This window comes from Pseudochrobactrum albidum, assembly GCF_051851455.1.
In the GTDB taxonomy this organism is placed as follows: Bacteria; Pseudomonadota; Alphaproteobacteria; order Rhizobiales; family Rhizobiaceae; genus Pseudochrobactrum.
Genome location: NZ_JBPVTR010000024.1, coordinates 197,634 through 217,362, shown reverse-complemented (window position 1 = coordinate 217,362; position 19,729 = coordinate 197,634). Strand labels below are relative to the sequence as shown.

The window sequence follows — 19,729 nt, the reverse complement described above, 5'->3', positions numbered from 1 at the left end:
TTGGCCAACCAGTGGTAAAGGAAGTCATAATAGTGCAGAATTTTCATACTTGCGACTGAAAGAGAACCCCAAGAAGGAATTGACATGGCGAAATCACATCAGGACGAGCCGTTTTTCATCACAGAGAAGGCTGAAGCTGGGATGATCGCCGCCGGTTACGAGTTCGAGCCGCCACCCATTGCCTGCACGGGGCGTTTGCGCGACGTGCTGGAGCGTATGAACGATGACGAGCTGGCATTGCAGCCGGGCGAGATTGCTGCCCAGGAGCGCAAGCACCGGCACAACAAGCGATTTTCAGTCGGCTAAGCTGGACATGGTATTTTTCGTGGCACTGCTTAGGTATGTGTTTTTATATCGTTGTAAATAAAGAGAATTTTAGTGTTATTTACAATAGAGTGGGAATGATCCCGCGTCCGGCATCGACCGGCATCAAAGAGCATTAAAACACCTATAAGCCCGCGTAATTGCGGGCTTTTTTTAAGGTGAAATTGCTCCGGAAGTCCCTGTAAAACAAGTGGTGGTTTTTTGTTAAATTGAGCTCCATTCTGCCATTTTGTCGCGCATCAGGTTACTTAACAGTGAGAAAATTGGTGGTTGTGTGCGCCCTGCCAGACGTATAATCGCAAATTGTGATGGGTCTGATACGGGGCGTACCGGAACTTCCACCAACTGGCCGCTTGTTATCAAATCATGGGCAGGGGCAATAACACCGTAATAAATCGTCTGGCTGTTCAGCGCGGTTTGTAAAAGTCCGTCAATTGCATCGGAATGAAATGTAACACTTTTATCAGGATGAGCCTGTGCTCCATAAATCGTAATCATATTGCGAATTTGTTCTGGCGCAAGAATCGTTGTTGCCAATGGCCAGGGGCGCAAATCGGCAAAGCTGACCTTATCACGCTGCAAAAGCGGATGATTGCGATTGACAAGAAAACCTGTGCGTAAAACAGGAAGCATTTCAATCTGCAAATCGGCAGTTACACTCACACCGCGTATTTCCACCACCAGCATATCCAGCGTTCTGTCACGCAGTGCCTGCACCTGTAAAGGAATGGCGCCGCGCATGAGAAGAATATGCAGTGATGGATTGGTGGCGGAAAACTGGCTGAGAAGCGGCGCGGTGAGAAGGGCGCTTGGTGTGGAGCCAAGGCCGATTTTGATGCGCCCTGCAATGCCCTCATGCTGCTGTTTGACAACACGATAGAGCTCTTCCGTTTCAAACAGAACACGCTGTGCATGATCAAGAATCACATTGCCAAAAGCCGTGACCTCGCAGCGTTTGCCAATTCTGTCCACCAGTTTCATGCCCAATTCCGCCTCCAGCTGGGCAATGCTGCGGGACAGGGCGGGCTGCGTCAAATGCACATATTCTGCGGCCTTGGTAAAAGAGCCTTTCTCCGCCAACGCAATAAAGTGTCGTAATTGCTGAATATTCACGAAATTTCTCTAAATTATTATGCGCGTTATGCATGGTAATTAAAGTTACTATGCATTGGACAAATAGTAAATCAACTCTTAGCACATATTGATACGCATTAAAGAATACGGGTTGCCGTCATGAAAGATATCAGAACACTGATTGAACGTGATGCTGAGGAATTTATTGCGCTGCGGCGTGATCTGCATCAGCACCCTGAGCTGGCATTTAATGAAAGCAGAACCGGTGATATTGTTGCCTCCCTGCTGGAAAAATGGGGTTACCATGTTGAACGCAATATTGGCACGACAGGCATTATTGGCCAGTTGCGCAATGGCGAAGGCTCCGCAGCAATAGGGCTGCGTGCGGATATGGATGCCTTACCGATTTTGGAAGAAACCGGCCTGCCATATGCAAGTGTTAATAGCGGCATCATGCATGCCTGTGGCCATGATGGCCACACAACAATGTTACTTGCTGCGGCCAAGGCTCTTGCCGGACGGCGTAATTTTAACGGTACTGTTAATCTGATCTTTCAGCCGGCTGAAGAATATGGTCGTCCCGACAGCGGCGCCGCACGCATGGTTGCAGACGGGGTGTTTGAGAAATATCCGTGCGATGCGATTTTTGGCATTCACAATATGCCGGGTGTGCCGCAGGGGCAGCTGCATTTTTATGACGGCTCCATGATGGCATCTTCCGACAGTGTCACAATTACCATTGAAGGGCGCGGCGGTCACGGGGCACAGCCTCATACGACTGCAGATCCGATACTGGCTACCGCAGCTATTGTTGTGGCTTTGCAATCTGTTGTCTCCCGCAATATCAATCCGCTTGATGCGGCTGTGGTTACGGTTGGCGTGATGCAGGCCGGTGCTGCGAATAATATTATTCCGGAAACGGCGCGGATTGAGCTGACAGTGCGTTGTTTTAAGCCTGATATTCGCGATCTTCTGGAGCAGCGTATCCGTGATCTGGTTGCAGCGCAGGCGCAAAGTTTTGGCGTGAAGGCGCATATAGATTATTGCCGCGGTTACCCTGCCTTGCAAAACTCTGCCGCAGAAACGGAATTTGCCCGCCATGTTGCAGAACAATTTGCAGGTAAAGAAAATTTTGTTGCGCAAACCACACCTATGACCGGCAGTGAGGATTTTGCTTTCATGCTGGAGAAGTGCCCCGGCTCTTATATTTTTCTGGGCAACGGGAATGAGCAGGGCGCGCAAAGCTGTGCGCTGCATAATCCTGGCTATGATTTTAATGATGCGAATATTGTTGAGGGTGCCGCTTATTGGGTGGCGCTGACGGAGGCGTTCCTGAACGGCGAAACACGCCGCAAGGGCTGATTTTTCAAAGCATGCCGCATGGAGTTGCAGCTTTGCGGGCTTTGAAATTTTTGAGTATCGCATGTTTGCAAATGCTGGATGAAATATTCAGTTGCGCCATGCAGGGAGCATTTTGAGCCGAAATTCCCAAACGAATTTATGCGCCAATAATGTAAAAAAAAACAATGAATTAGAGCATTTGACGCTTTTATTGAAACTCAAATGCTCTAAACTTACTGGAGGATAATTATGAGCGCTTCTGTTATGCATGCGCCGCATCCGGCCACGGGGGATATGTCGGGGCAGGCCGGCAAGCCGCCGGTCAAGGCTATTGCGGCAGCTGTTGCCGGTAATGCACTCGAATTTTACGATTTTATCGTTTATTCGTTTTTTGCCGTTTATATCGGGCAAACTTTCTTTCCGCTTGGCAGCGAAACCGCAAGCCTGCTGGCCTCAGTGGCGGTGTTTGGCGTGGGGTTTTTTACCCGTCCGCTTGGCGGGGTGCTGATCGGCGCTTTTGCCGATAAGGCAGGCCGCCGCGCTGCCATGATCTTGACTGTATCACTGATCACAATTGGCACATTGGGGCTTGCCGCAACACCAAGCTATGAAACAATCGGGATTGCCGCACCGATTATTGTGCTGGTTTGCCGTTTGTTACAGGGGCTTGCACTTGGTGGTGAGGTGGGGCCTGCATCATCCATGCTGATTGAAGCTGCACCAAGCGACAAGCGCGGCCTTTATGCCAGCTGGCAGATTGCCAGCCAGGGGCTTGCCGTTGTGGCCGGTGGTTTGATGGGGGTATTGGTTTCCTGGTATCTCCCTCATGAGGATTTGGTATCCTGGGGATGGCGTATTCCTTTTATCGTTTCTCTGGCGCTTATTCCGCTGGCGGTTTATATTCGCCGTGCATTGCCTGAAACACTGGAAAACCCAAGTGATAAAACGGGTGCGCAGATTGTATCTTCCGTTTTCTCTAATCACACCCGCTATTTGGTGCTTGGCATTCTGGTTATGCTCTCCACCACGGTTTCCACACAGGTTGGTAATTATATGACCACCTATGCCATTCAGACATTGAAACTGCCGGCAACCCTTGCACAGGCAGGTACAGTGCTTGGCGGCACCATGACTTTTCTTTTTGCGCTTGTTGCCGGTTATCTTGCAGATAAATATGGGCGCAAGGGTGTGATGATCTGGCCGCGTATTGTACTGATGCTGGCCATCATCCCGTTGTTTTTCTGGCTTTCTGCTTCCAAGGATGCAACGGTCTTGCTGATTGTGACAGCTTCTGTCACGCTGCTTACCTCAATGAGCGGCGCGGCAACACTGATTGCCATACCTGAAATGATGCCGATCGCATTGCGTGCCACAGGCGTGTCGCTTATTTATGCAATCGGTGCAACGCTCTTTGGCGGAACAACGCAGTTTATCATTACATGGCTGATCGGCATTTTCGGCTCTGTGGCGCCGGCTTATTATGTGGTGGCAACCAGCGTGATTTCGCTTGTTGCCATGTTTATGATGCCGGAAACCCGCGATTATGATGTGAAACGCTGATAGAACAACATTCCCTGAAAAGCAAAATGTGTATTTTCAGGGCATCGTGCTGTTTTCCGGTTAAATATGCGTTGATGCAGATTTGAGAATGGACAGAATGGCTGCTCTGGTTTAGCCATGCTGTTTTATAATAAGGCGGCGACGGGCTATAAATCTGTCGCCGCTATTTTCAGATAATGCCGCAAGGGCCGGAGCATTGTATCATTTTGGCTGAAAATGAAATGTTCTGAGACGATTAAAGGGAATAAGGTGAAGCAGCGTTTGCGCGAAGTGCTTGATGAGATAGGCACTGAACTTCAAAAAGAGCGTTTGCGTGGCAAGGTCGCCGATTATATTCCGCCTCTTGCACAGGTTGATCCGGCAAAATTTGGCATGGCCGTTATGCTGCATGACGGCACTTTGATTTCTGCCGGCGATGCAGCTGAAAAATTCTCCGTACAAAGCATTTCTAAAGTCTTTGCTCTTACTCTTGCGCTTGGCAAAAGAGGGGATGCGATCTGGCATCGCGTGGGGCGTGAGCCATCGGGTGATCCGTTCAATTCAAGCATTTTACTGGAGCTGGAAAAAGGTATACCGCGCAACCCGTTTATCAATGCCGGAGCAATTGTTATTGCCGATATTTTGCTCAGTTCCCATCAGCCACGGGAAACGATTGGTGAAATTGTGCGCTTTGTGCAATCCGTATCGGAAGATGACGATATTTTTATTGATGAATTTGTGGCACGAGCAGAAGATCATACCGGCTTTAACAATGCTGCGCTTGCCAATCTTTTAAAGGCGCATAAAAATCTGGATAATGCCCCGCCGCATGTTTTGGGGGTCTATCACCATCAATGTGCGCTGGCTATGTCTTGTGAGCAGCTGGCGCGTGCGGGTTTGTTTTTATCAGCATCCGGCTGCAATCCGCTTAGTGGTCACCGCATTATCAGTGTGGAGCGTGCGCGGCGCATTAATGCGCTGATGATGACCTGCGGCCATTATGATGGGTCGGGTGATTTTGCCTTCCGGGTCGGCGTTCCGGCCAAAAGCGGGGTGGGCGGCGGCATATTGGCGGTTGTGCCCGGTATTGCCTCTGTTGCCGTGTGGTCGCCGGGGCTTAATCAGCATGGCAATTCAATGCTGGGCACCCGCGCTCTGGAGATGTTGTGCCGGCAAATGAACTGGTCGGTTTTCGGATAAAATGCGATATTTCCATATTATTGTGAGAAAAGCCGAAACGCATCTGTAATGCTGTGATTATGACCGCCCGTTACAAAACAGGCAATATGCCCTTATTCGTCTGATCGAAAATGCCCGGTTTAAAATTAAGTGAAATATTGCTTTTGCTGGGCAGGCTCTGTATCGGTCGGTTGAAAAACACAAAAGACGCATATGAGGATCTCATATTTTTATGGCTATGGTTGTGAATACGGTCTGGATCGGCAATGAGTTGGGAACCGTGCATGCAGCCTGTCTGCGCTCTTTTGTGCGGCATGGCCATGATGTTGTATTGCACGCCTACGGCCGCCCGCATGATACACCGGAAGGTGTTCGTCTTTTTGATGCGAGCAAGCTGATGAAAGAGGATGAGATTGTTCTGCATAAAAAGACCAATAGTCTTACTTTGGCTTCAGACCGCTATCGTTACCGTATTTTGCGGGAGGGGATGGGGCTCTATGTGGATTGCGATATTTATTGCGTGCGCCCGTTTATAGAAAGTGACTATGCTTTTGGCTGGCATAGTGATGATACAATTAATAATGCCGTGCTCAATGCGCCGCAGGGCAGTGCATTCCTGCAACAGGTGCTGAGTGCTTCGGAGGATTTGTATTTTATTCCGCCCTGGTTCAAAAAGCACAAGGCTGCCTATGCGCGTCTTCGCAAGGCGCTGGGCATCCCCATGCATATTTCCAGACATAAATGGGGAACAATCGGCCCGAGCCTGATTACCCATTGCGCAAGGCAATGTAACCTGCTGGATAAGGTAAGCGCGATTGATGTTTTTTATCCGCTGCATTGGGATCAGCTGGATCTGCTTTATGAACGCGGCCTCAGTGTTGCGGATCTGACCACATCGCGCACGCTTGGCGTGCATCTTTATAACTCGGCGCTTAAAAATCGCCCTGTTATTAAGGATACGCCTTTATATGAGATAATTTCATCCTGAAATATGAATGCCCGGCAGGTTTCTATGAAATGCTATCTCATTAATCTTGATCGCTCACCCCGGCGGCTTGCAACAATGCAGGCACAATTTGAGCGTTATAATATAGTCTTTTCGCGGGTTGCGGCTGTGGATGGCAAAAATTTGAGCCGGCAGACGCTGGAACAGCTGACAGATCCTGCAAGCCGCTGGGAAATTCCTCTGCCTGCAAGTGAAATAGGCTGTTTTCTGAGCCATAAAAAATGCCTGCAGCTTGTTGCGGAGGGGGCGGAGCCATTCGCAGCAATTTTTGAAGATGATGTCACCCTGTCACAGGATATTGGCCACTTCCTTGCCGGTAGCAGCTGGATACCGGATGATGCGGATATTGTTAAAATTGATACGAATGAAACAATTGTCTTGCTGGATGATTTAAAATCAATTGATCAGACACAGCGGATGATAGCGCGCCTGTGCAACAAGCATTTGTGTTGCGGTGGTTATATTGTCTCCCGCAAGGCTGCCCGTCTGATTTTGCAGCATATGGATCTTATATCTGTGCCGGTTGACAATTTAATCTATGATCCGGCCTGCGGGTTGTTTTCACAATTAACCAGCTATCAGCTTGTTCCGGCGCTGTGCAAGCAGATTAATGCAGATAGTCTTATTGAGGCAGACCGCAGAGAGCTGCGCAAACACTATAAAAAGCGCCCGTCTTTGCCTGTTTTGATCTGGCGGGAAATGATGCGCCCCTATAAGCGCAATGCGCATATTATAGGGCCGAAAAATATCTGGAGGCGCCTTACCAGCTCCAAACGCTGGCTCAAAGTTCCGTTCCGGTTCTGATTGCTTCCCGCAAGGGAAGAGGCGCATTTTGATATGCTGTTTTATCAAGGCGATGGGGATGGCTTGAAACGCACCACAAAACGGTGCCTGTCTCCCGGATAAATCAGATTTACAAAAGTAATAAGCATATTATCCTGCCATGTGCGGCGGGTGATGGAAATACAGGCTGTGCGCTCAACCACCTGCAATTTCCGGGCTAATATTGCATCGGCTGATATTGCGCGCAATGAGTGTTCGCCATCGGTAAAGGGAATATTGCTTAACAGCCAGCTTCCCGGCGGGTCATCTTTAAAATCAAAATTCTCCAGTTGCGGCATGGCATCCAGATTGATCTGGCGGTTCTCTATGGTAAAGGGCAGATTATCCGCATAATGCATCACATCAAGCGTCAGAATACGCGTGCCCAATGGCACACCGACATGGCGGGCATCAAGAAGATCAGTTATTTTGCGCACACTGCGGGCAGTGATTTCAAAAGAATAAGCACGGTCAATGGACAAAACCTCGGCACGAATATCCTGAATACGCAGCAAAGGCTCTTCAATACGCGGCTGGGCTACAAAAGAACCGGAGCGGCGCTTGCGCGTAATAATGCCGGAGGCTGCAAGGCTTGAGAGCGCCTTATTTACTGTCATTCTTGAGCATTGATAGGTCTCAACCAGTTCCCGCTCTGTCGGAATGCGTGTGCCGGGCGCCCATTCGCCGGTGGTTATTTTATGCTCAATATCCCGCTGGATCTCGGCATAAAGTGCCGGATTTTGTTTTTCCGCTGTTTCATTATCCATGGCAGAAAGCGCCTTTTAAAAAATTGAGCATTTGCGGGCTGGGCATATAAAGCATAAGACAAAGTGAGAGCATTTTAGTGCTTTTATTAAAAATAAAAATGCTCCGGAATTCGCTTTCATGTATGCATAGCAGCGCAGTCTTTGTTAATTGTAAATACTCACTTGTAATTACCGGCGCCCGGCAGGCTTTGGGCCGATGTAAGCGAGCCGGCAAAAAAGGCCATATTGGCAGCGGCAATCAGGGCTGCGGCTTGCGCATCTGTCTGTGCCAGTCTGGCATCAAGCAGTGCATTATTGGCTTCATTCACCACGGTGATGGTGCCAAGGCCGTTTTTATAGGATTCAAGCGCAGCATCAAAGGCTACAGATGAGGTTTGCACCAGTATTGTTGCCGCTTTATTGGCGGCAAGGGCGGTTTTGAGCGTGTTGGAGGCCACCACAATCTGGGTTACGGCATCAAGCTGCACACGGCGGAAAGTTTCTGCGGCGGCATCGGCGGCGGATTGGGCATTTTTTAATTGTGCTGCCCGCAAGCCGCCGTCATAGAGCGGCATGGTTGCCCCGATAAGCACGCTGCGCCGCGATGACTGATTGCCGATATCCGGCAGGTTGCCGGCATTAAAACTGCCGGAATTGGAAGACAGCGCCGCAGCAACAAAAACTTTGGGCATAAAACTTGCCTGCGCAGCCTTGATGCCGGACTGGCTTGCCTGCATGGCGGCATAGCTGGCCAGAACATCAGGGCGGCGTGCCAGCGCGCTTTCAAGGGCGGATTGGGTTATCCCGTTAAAACCGGCAGGCAGCTTTCGGTTCAGCGCCGTATCAATCCTGATATCCAGCGTGGCATTAACCCCCATTGCAGCCAAAAGCAGCTGATAGGCATTTTGTTGCTGCCCCTGAGCGCGCACCAAGCGCAATTCAGACTGGGCAACCTGCTGGCGCGCCAGTGCCAGTTCCACCGTTGTTGCCCGCCCTTCATTGAGCTTTGCCTGCACTGCTGCAAGAACTGCCTTGCTATTGGCAAGGGTGCGGGCGGCAATGCGCTGGCCGGAAACGGCTGCGCCATATTCATAATAGGTGCGGGTAACATCAAAAATCACCTTTTGATGCATGGCATTATAGGTGACATTGGCTGCAAAAGAGAGATGGCGTGCAGCTTCCGTGAGGGCAGCACGCTGGCCAAAATCAAACACAAGCCATTGCAATGCAACGGATGGTGCAACGCCTTTCAGCGTTGTATCCACATTGCGCTCACCAATAAGCGGAATATCCACCGGTGTGGTTGTTTTTTGCACGCCTCCAATGACATTGGCGGTAATTACCGGCAGAGAGGCTGCTTCTGTCATGCCGACAGCAAGGGCGGCCTGTTTTGTCTTTTCCCATGCAGTGCGCGTTGCCGGATTGCTGAGCTGTGCCAGATCAATCAGTTGGGCAAGGTTATAGCTGTGGCTCGTATCCACTGTTACCGGACTGGCAATGAGTGCGAGCGCCGGATTTGCCGGCACGCTGAAATCGGCCGCGCCGGTGTTCTGTTCCGCTTTGCCGACTTTGTCCTTGCTTGGCACAAAGGGCTTATCCGGTGCAGGCGGTGCAAGCTCCAGCGCATCGGTTGCGCAGCCGCTTAAACCTGTACCGAGAGCAAATGCAGCAAGCACCATCCAGGCGGGCGCGTGTTTTTTCTGGCTGGTGGTCATAGTTTGCTATCCGCTATCATTGTTTCAAGCTCGGTGATTTGTTCTGCAATTATCTGTGGTGTCAGGTTATCCGGTTGGCTGCTGGCTGGCTGGTTATTGTCAGAATGCGGGTTTGTGCCCGCAATGGGTTGTTTGTTGAGGATTCTCTGAGACAGTATATGCAAGCGCTCAGAAAAGTCAGACATGTTTTCAGCCGAGAAGCAAATCTCCCTGTTCAGTGTGGCAAGAACATCCGTATATTTACGATATGCCTGTTGCTGATCTGTTGTTGGCCGTAATGAGGCAGGTTCAAAGGGGAGCAGATAAAAACAATAGCGCACTTCGCCAAGTGCCTGTTCAATTTCTGATATTGTTGCGATTTTTTCCATCCGCTGTTCAGGCGGGGTGGCAGCCAGTGCCGCAATCTTGCTGAGTGCTTTGGAGAGGTTGCTGCGGATTGTCTCGCTGACGGGGGTCGGCCATACCAAAGTGGAAATCAGATAAACCGCAAAATTGCCAACGAGAATGCCGATAATACGGTCACGCGCGGTGTCCATATCTGTGGTCGGGCCAAACCCCTGCAATACGGTGAGTGTAAAAGCAAGGCCGATCTGCACACCGGCATAGGAAATTTTATTGGATCCCGCTGCAACCCATGCAGCAAGCAAGACTGTAAAAAATACCAGTACCATCAGTGCGCTGACTGTTTCCATATGCGGCAGCAGATAAAGAATGGAAACGGCACCAATAGCCGCACCGATAAGGCAGCCGCTGATGCGCAGCAGCAATTTATGAATTGTATCGCCTGCCGTGCCGAGTGAGGCAACATAGCAGGTGACCATAGCCGTATGAATGCCCTGCCAGTTGATTGCGGCATAAAACATATAGCACAAAATTGCGGCCAGCGTGGTCTTTAAGGCAAAACGCTGATAAGCCGGATTGGTAAAGGCATCGGCTGCAAAAAAACTGTCATTCTCGCCTTTTGCATAGGCGGTTTGCTCTGCACCTGCAATATTGCGCAGGGCCTGCAAAATACTATTGAATACAGTATTGTTTTGGTGCGGTACAGCACAGGCGGCAGGTTGCGGCAGCGGGGTGCCGTTATCCAGAGCCTGCACCATGGCATCAATCTGCTCTTGATAATGTTGACAGGAATTTTCCGGTGCTGTTTGCGGCAGGGCAGAAGCGGCAAATATCAGCTGATAGGAGGCGGCAATATCGGCTTTGATTTTTGCAGTTTTTTCCTTTGATGTCTGATGCAGAATTTTGATGAGCATAAAGCGTTTGTGACTGTCATCATTACCGGCCTCCAGCCTGTCCTGCAGCGCCTGGTTCTGTGATGGACGGGGGATTTGCAGGGCATTGCGCGCAATCATCAGTCTTTCGCGCAGTTCTTCACGCTGCAGGCTCAGGCTCCAGCGCCCGAAAAACAGGCTGAATCCTGCAATCATGAACATTGGCAATATGGCCATTTCCCACGCATAGCGCAGGGCAAGCGAAATGACACCGTTAAGCGGCACGTCATTCACAAGCGTCAGAATAAAAACAATAATTAGCGCAATAATACTGCCGCCTTCACCAAGTTTGCTGGCCGCGCCGATAAAAATAAAGATGAAGGAGACAATGATCATAACCACAATGCGAACAAGCGCAGATTCAACGCTTGATTGTATAACGGGGATCATTAATGCAACCATCAGGCTAATGGCGATGATGGCAATTGTGGCAACAAGGGTATTTTCTGCCCCGTCAGCCTTCATGAGAAAAATAACCAGATAACAGCTGATTGCCGCTTCAGGAATGTGAAACATCATGGCAAAGCCTGTTACCAGGGCGCAAACGGCAGCAACACGCCATGCAGTTGCCGCACGCCCCGGAAACGGAGCCAGATCCGCTAATGTTTCGCGCAGGGCAGAGCGCAGAGTGGTATCAGCACTTGTTGCCATTATGCACAGTCACCACGGCTGAGGCGCCGACACGAGTCAGCTCTGCAGGAGGGTCAATCAGTTTGACCCGCACCGGAAAACGCTGGGCAATGCGCACCCAGTTGAGAGATTTTGGCACATAAGGCAGATTGCGGGGAATATTGATCAGCTCTTCCGAGCTGACACCCCAGCCGATCCCTTCAATACGGCCTTTGATTTTTACCGAATTGTCAGCCAGAATGCGAATAGTTGCGCAGTCGCCAATCCTGATACTATCCAGTTCTGTTTCAGGAAATGTTGCCGAAGCATACCAGCTTGAGGCATCAATAAGTGTGAAAACCGATTGCCCGGGGGCAATAATCTGCCCGGCGCTGTTAATGACACCAACAATATAGCCGTCATGGGGGGCATAGACCTTGCTGTTGTCGAGATTGTGTTGCGCCAATGCAAGAGCTGCCTGTCTGGCGCGCACAAGCGCCTGAGAACTGTCAAGCGTGCCGACAAGTGCATTGGCCGCTTCTGCCTGTTTGACTGCCTGTGTCAGGCTGATCCGCGCATCATTGCGCAATGTGCGGGCATCATCAACCTGTTGTTTGGTGACATAGCCTTTGGGGCTTAGCGCCTCAAGGCGCTTGAGGGAGGCTTCCGCAAGATTAAGATTGGTGCGTGCACGCGTTACCTGCTGGTCGGCAATCAGTGCGTTTTGTGTTTCTGCCTGCAATGTGCGGCGCTGGGCTTCCAGAGTTGCCTGCGCAATTTCCAGATCAGCCGTGGTTTGCTCAACAATCAGCTCAAGTGGTTTCGGGTCAATCGTAAAAAGCAGCTCACCTTTTTTAACATATTGGTTCTCTCTCACGTTGAGCGTGAGAATGCGCCCCGGGACAGTTGCGGCAATATTGACAAGGCTTGCGCCGATGACGGCATCTTCTGAGAGCGGATTATTATGTGCCTGCCGCAGATAGAGCCAGCCGGCAATCAATGCGGCTATAACGGCAATAGCAGTCAGCGCCGTTCCGTAGATATTGTAACCTTTTTTGCTATAGGCGTTCGTTTCCATAATTACCGGCCATATACTACAAGCGCCAGCCCGCAGGCTATGGCGATTACCATTGCCGTATAAGCAGTCAGACGAAAATTAAGAATATCATCTATTCCCGTGCGGATGAAAACTGCGCGCAACAATAGCACAATGATCAGCGCAATAAACAAACATGACATCCAGGAAGGGAAATATGCCCCGAATAATGAAAATGAAGGGCCTGACAGCACTTTAAACGCCCCCGTTATAAACCATTCTATTCAAAACATGCCTTTTCCGGCCACGCAATGCCAATACTGGAGAAATACACAATAAGGATACTGGCTGAAAGGTCTTTCAGATCCAGTTTTATCAGAGCACTTGATTGCTTCAGCAAAAAAACTGAAATGCTCCGGGAATCGTCTCTTGGCTTATACCAATATCCTCATGGATTATGAAGCATGTATTTTTCTTGCAAAGAAATGACCATGAGAAAAATAGAGCAAAAAATATGGATATTAATGTGTATTTCCTTTGGTTTAATTAACTTTGTATTAGTAATTAATACTTAATTTTACGACTATTGATATCAATACATATATTTTTTTTCAATAAAAATCTTAAGAATTCAAGGATATTAATTTATTAATATTCTTTTATTATAAAACTTTTGGCTTTTTATAGGCTTGTTTATTTCAAAGGGAATTCGGCATGAAGAGCAAAACTGCGCAGTCGCAATTCAGTGGTCTGGATGATGTTTACGCATCGCTTGAACTGTCCTCATCGTTACCCAGGTTTAAATTTCCTGCACATGAGCGCGACCCGCGCAATGTATTTGCGGCGGTGCGTGATGAGTTGATGCTTGACGGCAATTCCCGCCAAAATCTTGCAACATTTTGCCAGACATGGGTTGATGAGGAAATTCGTGACCTGATGAATCTGTCGATCGACAAAAATATGATCGACAAGGATGAATATCCTCAGACTGCAGAGATTGAAGCGCGCTGCGTGCATATGATTGCCGATTTGTGGAACGCGCCGGACGCTGCTAGTACAATGGGTTGCTCTACCATAGGTTCATCGGAAGCTGCGATGCTTGGCGGGCTTGCGATGAAATGGCGCTGGCGCAAAAAACGTGAGGCACAGGGAAAATCCGCCGATAAGCCAAATATGATTTGCGGCCCCGTTCAGATTTGCTGGCATAAATTTGCCCGTTATTTTGATGTTGAATTGCGTGAAATACCGCTGGAGGGTGACCGCCTGATTATGAGCCCTGAAGAAGTGCTCAAGCGCGTTGATGAAAACACGATCGGCGTTGTTCCCACTATGGGTGTTACATTCACATGTCAGTATGAACCGGTCAAGGCGGTTCATGAGGCGCTTGACAAGCTGCAGCAGAAAACCGGGCTTGATATTCCCATCCATGTGGATGGGGCAAGCGGTGGTTTTCTTGCGCCGTTCTGCGCGCCGGATATTGAATGGGATTTTCGTCTGCCGCGTGTAAAATCCATCAATACATCCGGTCATAAATTCGGTCTGGCTCCGTTAGGCGCGGGCTGGGTTGTCTGGCGTGAAGCCTCCGATCTTCCGGAGGAGCTGGTGTTTAATGTGAATTATCTTGGCGGCAATATGCCGACTTTCGCGCTGAACTTTTCGCGCCCGGGCGGGCAGATTATTGCGCAATATTATAATTTTCTGCGTCTTGGCCGTGATGGTTATGCAAAAATTCACAATGCCTGCTATGAGACAGCGCAATATCTCGCGGCAGAAATTGCACGGCTTGGGCCGTTTGAAATTATCTTCAACGGCGATAGCCTGAAGGGAATTCCGGCATTGGCATGGAAATTGCGCAAACAGGCAAATATTGGCGGCTATACATTATATGATTTTGCGGATCGTTTGCGCAGCCGTGGCTGGCAAGTGCCCGCTTATTCTATGCCGGCCCATCGTGAAGATCTGGTGGTGCAGCGTATTCTGGTGCGCCACGGCGTCAGCCGCGATCTGGCCGGCCTGTTGATTGATGATATGAAGCGGGCGCTGGATTATTTCGAGAAACATCCGGTTACCAAACCGCTTTCTGCCGCAGAGGCCAGCGGTTTTAATCACGGATAGGCTGCATCACGGCCTGCTGCCGGTATATCCTGAGCATTTCTGATCGTTTCCATGATGTGACGTTACAACTTGCAGCGTCACATCTGGTGAGGTCTGAAAAATATATCCGGTTTTTTCCGGCATCTGCGTAATAAGCGCTCCTGTTATTCTGAGACCGATTTTTTTTAAATATATTTTTGTCTGGTTAATATTATCCGCAACCGGTGCGGCCCGCTGATATCTTTTTCAGAGCATTGACGCGTTAAAATGACGAAACGATTTGTGTGAAGATAATACAATAAAACAAATGCTTAGCGCGGTTCCGGCATTTTATAGAAACTATTTTAAAAAAAGCGAAGCTGTCTCCGGTTCCTGTTTATAGGAGAATTGCATTGGTTAATCCCCCAAAGGCCAAACCGGCCAAACAATTGTCTCTCTTAGGCTTTTTCGCAATTACTGCCTCTATGGTCATGGCAGTCTATGAATATCCGACATTTGCAACTTCTGGTTTCAGTCTGGTTTTCTTTTTACTTCTCGGCGGTTTGCTCTGGTTTATTCCGGTGGGCTTATGCGCAGCGGAAATGGCGACGGTTGAAGGCTGGGAGGAGGGCGGTGTTTTTACCTGGGTTTCGAATACGCTGGGCGAAAAATGGGGCTTTGCGGCGATTTCTTTTGGCTATTTGCAGATTGCTATCGGCTTTATCCCGATGCTTTATTCTGTACTCGGCGCATTATCCTATATTCTTGACTGGCCTGCGCTTAATGAAGATCCGCTGACAAAAACCATCGCGGCGCTGGTCATCCTCTGGGGGCTGGCTTTTACCCAGTTTGGTGGCACCAAATATACGGCGCAAATTGCCAAGATCGGCTTTTTCGGCGGTATTCTTCTGCCTGCCGCTTTTCTTGTGCTCCTGGCAATCGGTTATCTTGCCAGCGGTGCGCCTTTGGCCATTGAAATGTCGGCTGCAACCTTCTTTCCTGATTTCACCAGAATTGGCACGCTGGTGGTTTTTGTCGCCTTTATTCTTAGCTATATGGGCGTTGAGGCCTCTGCTACACATGTCAATGAAATGAAAAATCCGGGCCGTGATTATCCGCTGGCCATGTTATTGCTGATGATCGTTGCAATCTGTCTCAGTTCCATTGGCGGCCTGTCTGTTGCCTCGGTCATTCCCCATGCGGAGATTAACCTTTCCGCAGGTGTTGTACAGACATTCAAGGTGCTGATTACACATTATGGCGCAGGCTTTGAATGGCTCCTGCGCATTGTGGCCGTTCTGTTGGTGCTTGGTGTTCTGGCAGAAATTGCTTCATGGATTGTAGGGCCGTCCCGCGGTATGTATGTAACCGCGCAAAAGGGTATTCTGCCGGCCTCATTTGCCAGGGTAAACCGGAATGGCGTGCCCGTCACTCTGGTAATTTTTCAATTATTGCTGACCTCTGTGGCACTGATCGTCCTCACCAATACCGGCGGCGGCAATAATATGTCATTCCTGATTGCATTGGCGCTGACTGTGGTAATTTATTTGTGCAGCTATTTCCTGTTATTTTTGGGCTATATTCATCTGATACGCAAACAACAGGAGAAGAAGCGTTCGTTTAATATTCCGGGCGGCAATGGTTTCAAAATTCTGGTGGCCGCGGTTGGTTTTGTCATTTCTGCTCTGGCTTTTGTTGTGTCTTTCTTTCCGCCAAGCTCGTTGCCGGGTGCTGCAGCGGATGAAACCTATGTGATCCTGCTGATGGTCAGTTTTGCAATCGTTTTTGCCCTGCCATTCATCATCTATGCAATCCACGACAAACGCGATCGAAAGACCAATGTCACAATGGTGCCGATCAATACACAAAACGCACCTGCAGGTCATTTCTTTCTCAATCCGCGCGCCCGCTCATCGCATCATCTTGTGGTGAATGATAAGAAAATACCGGCCGGCAAGTAAAGCCCAGGTGTTCCAAAACATTCCAAATCGTGACGCACCGGCTCTTGTAAGGCAGCCGGTGCGAAATTGTCTGGCCTGAAAATCAAAACAATCTGTTGGAATTTATTGTAAATAAGCATTGTTTGTTGAATATAGATTTTAAAAAGATAATTCTTTTATCATAAAAACTATGTTCACCAGTCTGGATAACCCTGAAGGGAAGCGTGTATGTCTCTTATTTCATCACTTATGCCGTTGATTACAGATATACCGTCCTGGCAGGTGCCGAGCGATTTATGGCTGGCCTGTACGGCATTATTATTCCGCGATAATAGCGGCGGCGCCTATGCGGGGCGCACAATGGAATTATCGATGGAGCTGCCTTATGTGGTGGCAAGCATTCCGGCCGGGCATCAGTTCTCATCTCTGGTGGAAGGTCATGAGCCGCTCAGCTTTCAGGCGAAATATAATATTTTTGCCATCACTGTTCCCAATGGCAGCCTTGCAGATCTCAAGATTGTAGAGGGGGTGAATGAACAGGGGCTGACATTCAGCGTTTTGGCTTATGCCGGCGCTTCCGGCCCTGCGGCCAATGCGGTCAAAACCAAGGCGCTGCTGGCTGCGGTTGATCTGGGGGCATGGGTGCTTGGTCAATTTGCCGATACTGCCGAAGTGAAGGCTGCCCTTTCTGAAAACACGGTTATATTGACAGCCCTTGCACCGCTCCGTGGTGCGAAGACACCATTCCATTTTGTGGTGCATGATCGTTGCGGAAAATCGATAGTTATTGAGTTTTCCGATCATAAGCAGAATGTTTATGATAATCCGGTGGGGGTGATGACCAACGGGCCGGAATTCACCTGGCATCTTACCAATCTTAATAATTATACTTTCCTGAATAACATGGATCAGTCATCCGGAAAATTCGGTGATCTTTGTGTGATGCAGCCGGATTCCGGCATTGCCACAGCCGGTCTGCCATCTTCCAACACGTCTGTGGGCCGTTTTGTCCGTGCTGTTTATTATGCCCATTTTGCCGAGAAAACAGCGCCGGAAAAAACAATCCGCGCTCTTGCGCATGTGATGAATAATTTTGACAGGCCGCGTGGTATTACGATTGACCCCAAAAATTCCGGCGGGCTGGAAGTGGAGGACATGAGTGATGACGATCTTGATTATAAGACCGAATATACATCATGGACGACACTTGCAGACCTCACAAGAAATCAGTTTTATATTCGCACTTATGATAATATCAATTACATCCGGTTTGATCTGAACCGCCTGTTTGCGCAGCCGCAGCTTAAAGCAGCACCGCTTGAAAAAATTGCGCAGGCAGAGCAATTGGATGTGACAGATATTTTGTTGAAATAATTACATAAACAGCAAATACAGAGCCGGTATATTCATCCGTACCGGCTCTGTATTTTAAATCCTATCTGTTGTGAAAATCTGCTGACAGGAAAAGCGCGAAAATCATATAATATTGGATATGATTTTCATTCAGCCGGCCAGCGTGTTCTTGTAAATTTTCCCGTTTTTTATAATGAGTTTCATATTCTGATCAGGATCAGAAATAAGCGAAATATCTTCCAGCGGATTGCCGTTAATCAGCAATATATCGGCCAGTGCGCCGGTCTCAATCACACCAAGAGGGGCTGAATAAGGATTGCGCCTACCGGAAAGCGCAAGCAATTGCGCATTGGTGCCGGTTGCCATTTTCAGCACATCTGCATTGTCAAACCAACGGGCAATTTTGGCAAGTTGCCTGCCCTGTGTTGCTGTGCCTTTAGGGTTAAATAAAATATCCGTTCCCCAAGCCATATTCACATTGTATTTTTGGCCAAGGTCAAAGGCACGGATGGTGCCCTCAGCAATCATTTTTTGCTGATCGCGCTGGATTTGCGATGCGTAGACATTGGCATCTTCATCGGCCAGAAATGGTTGAATACTCCACCATGCACCGGCATCAGCCATGCGCCTGACGGTTTCTTCATCGGCCAGCTGGCCATGCTCAATTGATCTGACACCACAGGCCAACGCCCGCTGAATGCCGGGCGAAGTATAGACATGGGCGCAGACATAAGTTCCCCAATCGGATGCTGCATCCACAGCTGCACGAATTTCCTTTTCTGTAAACTGAACGGAATCCAGCGGGTCATAGGCAGAGGCAACACCGCCGCCGACCATGATTTTTATCTGGCTTGCGCCCAGCATAAGCTGTTCACGTACGCGGCGCAGCACCTCAGCCTCGCCATCGGCAATGGCTGAAATGCCGGAAGCCTCTGCAAGGCTGAGATCATTGGCGCTGTGGCGCGGCAAATCTGTGCGCAGACGAAAATCGCCATGGCCGGAGGTTTGTGAAACCATTGCACCGGAAGGATAAATACGCGGTCCTTCAATATGCCCTTCATCAATGGCGCGTTTGAGGGCAAAGGCCGGGCCGCCTGCGTCGCGTATTGTGGTGAAACCGCGCAGCAGGGTGCGGCGTGCTTCTTCTGCGGCGATCAGATGAATATAGGCGCTGTCTGCTGTCATGGCGACCATTTGCGGAATGGCAGCAATGATGCTGTGCCAATGGGCATCAATCAGTCCCGGCATCAGCACATGGTTGCCGCCATCAATAATTTGCGCATCTGCGACAGTTTCACCGGCCCTGAGAATGCCGCCAATGGTTTTTCCCTTGATGAGCAGGCTGCAATTTTCCTGAAGTTTGGCGGATTTTCCATCAAAAATACGAATATTATCGATCAGAAGAAGGCGTTGCGAATCTTGGGCAAAGGCCGGAAAGGCGCCGGCTGTTGCAGCGGCTGTCATTGTTGCGGTCAGGCCGCGCAAGACAGAACGCCGCGAAAGGCCTGCGCCAATGCGCTCATTCAGGCCCGTTATAAGGCTGCTATGGCACAAACAGCCGAAGCCGTGAGCAAATTGCGCGTAGCGGGAGCCCAGATCAGCTTTCATCGGATCGTCCTTTAAATTGATAGTTTCAATATCGTGTCATTATTATCTGTCTGTATCTTCTTGAATATCTGACAGGATAAGGCGGCAGTC

General features: G+C 49.4%; 16 protein-coding genes. 9 read left to right on the top strand and 7 right to left on the bottom strand.

The window, feature by feature from the left end; genetic code table 11:
- Positions 1-84 precede the first annotated feature (84 nt).
- Positions 85-306: a hypothetical protein gene (locus ACSTTO_RS12080; protein ID WP_439273459.1), complete on the top strand. Its 222-nt coding sequence runs from the start codon at positions 85-87 to the stop codon at positions 304-306.
- 222 nt (positions 307-528) lie between these two features.
- Here the strand turns inward: ACSTTO_RS12080 and ACSTTO_RS12075 are convergent, their stop codons facing one another.
- A complete protein-coding gene (locus ACSTTO_RS12075; protein ID WP_439273458.1) occupies positions 529-1,437 on the bottom strand; it encodes a LysR family transcriptional regulator in 909 nt (302 codons plus the stop codon).
- A gap of 120 nt (positions 1,438-1,557) precedes the next feature.
- Between ACSTTO_RS12075 and ACSTTO_RS12070 the strand changes: the two genes are divergently transcribed.
- The 5 genes from ACSTTO_RS12070 to ACSTTO_RS12050 all read left to right on the top strand — a co-directional run bounded on the left by ACSTTO_RS12070 (position 1,558) and on the right by ACSTTO_RS12050 (position 7,267).
- Positions 1,558-2,760: a M20 aminoacylase family protein gene (locus tag ACSTTO_RS12070; protein ID WP_439273457.1), complete on the top strand. Its 1,203-nt coding sequence runs from the start codon at positions 1,558-1,560 to the stop codon at positions 2,758-2,760.
- A gap of 228 nt (positions 2,761-2,988) precedes the next feature.
- Positions 2,989-4,299 (top strand): MFS transporter, encoded by a 1,311-nt coding sequence (locus ACSTTO_RS12065; protein WP_439273456.1) that lies wholly within the window; start codon positions 2,989-2,991, stop codon positions 4,297-4,299.
- A 216-nt stretch (positions 4,300-4,515) separates the two neighbouring features.
- Complete coding sequence (locus ACSTTO_RS12060) at positions 4,516-5,478, top strand: glutaminase (protein WP_439273455.1); 963 nt, start codon at positions 4,516-4,518, stop codon at positions 5,476-5,478.
- A gap of 211 nt (positions 5,479-5,689) precedes the next feature.
- Positions 5,690-6,445 carry a hypothetical protein gene (locus tag ACSTTO_RS12055; protein WP_439273454.1) on the top strand — a complete coding sequence of 252 codons (756 nt, stop codon included), beginning with the start codon at positions 5,690-5,692 and terminating at the stop codon, positions 6,443-6,445.
- A 24-nt stretch (positions 6,446-6,469) separates the two neighbouring features.
- Positions 6,470-7,267 (top strand): glycosyltransferase family 25 protein, encoded by a 798-nt coding sequence (locus ACSTTO_RS12050; RefSeq protein ID WP_439273453.1) that lies wholly within the window; start codon positions 6,470-6,472, stop codon positions 7,265-7,267.
- Between the two features lie 44 nt (positions 7,268-7,311).
- Here the strand turns inward: ACSTTO_RS12050 and hutC are convergent, their stop codons facing one another.
- The 5 genes from hutC to ACSTTO_RS12025 form a co-directional block, all read right to left on the bottom strand.
- A complete protein-coding gene (gene hutC / locus ACSTTO_RS12045; RefSeq protein ID WP_439273452.1) occupies positions 7,312-8,052 on the bottom strand; it encodes a histidine utilization transcriptional repressor HutC in 741 nt (246 codons plus the stop codon).
- Between the two features lie 158 nt (positions 8,053-8,210).
- Positions 8,211-9,746, bottom strand: coding sequence for a TolC family protein (locus ACSTTO_RS12040; protein WP_439273451.1), 1,536 nt, complete (start codon positions 9,744-9,746; stop codon positions 8,211-8,213).
- Positions 9,743-11,671: an FUSC family protein gene (locus ACSTTO_RS12035; protein ID WP_439273450.1), complete on the bottom strand. Its 1,929-nt coding sequence runs from the start codon at positions 11,669-11,671 to the stop codon at positions 9,743-9,745. The genes ACSTTO_RS12040 and ACSTTO_RS12035 overlap by 4 nt, the downstream gene beginning before the upstream one ends.
- The gene (gene mdtN / locus ACSTTO_RS12030; protein ID WP_439273449.1) at positions 11,655-12,707 is read right to left on the bottom strand and encodes a multidrug transporter subunit MdtN; all 1,053 of its coding nucleotides are present in this window, start codon (positions 12,705-12,707) and stop codon (positions 11,655-11,657) included. The genes ACSTTO_RS12035 and mdtN overlap by 17 nt, the downstream gene beginning before the upstream one ends.
- 2 nt (positions 12,708-12,709) lie before the next feature.
- A complete protein-coding gene (locus tag ACSTTO_RS12025; protein WP_439273448.1) occupies positions 12,710-12,919 on the bottom strand; it encodes a YtcA family lipoprotein in 210 nt (69 codons plus the stop codon).
- Between the two features lie 460 nt (positions 12,920-13,379).
- On the opposite strand from ACSTTO_RS12025, the gene gad reads away from it, so the two are divergent.
- The 3 genes from gad to ACSTTO_RS12010 all read left to right on the top strand — a co-directional run bounded on the left by gad (position 13,380) and on the right by ACSTTO_RS12010 (position 18,052).
- A complete protein-coding gene (gene gad / locus ACSTTO_RS12020) occupies positions 13,380-14,780 on the top strand; it encodes a glutamate decarboxylase (RefSeq protein WP_439273447.1) in 1,401 nt (466 codons plus the stop codon).
- Positions 14,781-15,151: 371 nt separating this feature from the next.
- Positions 15,152-16,699 carry a glutamate/gamma-aminobutyrate antiporter gene (gene gadC / locus ACSTTO_RS12015; protein ID WP_439273446.1) on the top strand — a complete coding sequence of 516 codons (1,548 nt, stop codon included), beginning with the start codon at positions 15,152-15,154 and terminating at the stop codon, positions 16,697-16,699.
- Between the two features lie 207 nt (positions 16,700-16,906).
- A complete protein-coding gene (locus tag ACSTTO_RS12010; protein ID WP_439273445.1) occupies positions 16,907-18,052 on the top strand; it encodes a linear amide C-N hydrolase in 1,146 nt (381 codons plus the stop codon).
- Between the two features lie 129 nt (positions 18,053-18,181).
- Here ACSTTO_RS12010 and ACSTTO_RS12005 read toward each other — a convergent pair whose 3' ends face one another.
- Positions 18,182-19,639, bottom strand: a complete 1,458-nt coding sequence (locus ACSTTO_RS12005) for a metal-dependent hydrolase family protein (RefSeq protein WP_439273444.1) — start codon at positions 19,637-19,639, stop codon at positions 18,182-18,184.
- Between the last annotated feature and the right edge of the window lie 90 nt (positions 19,640-19,729).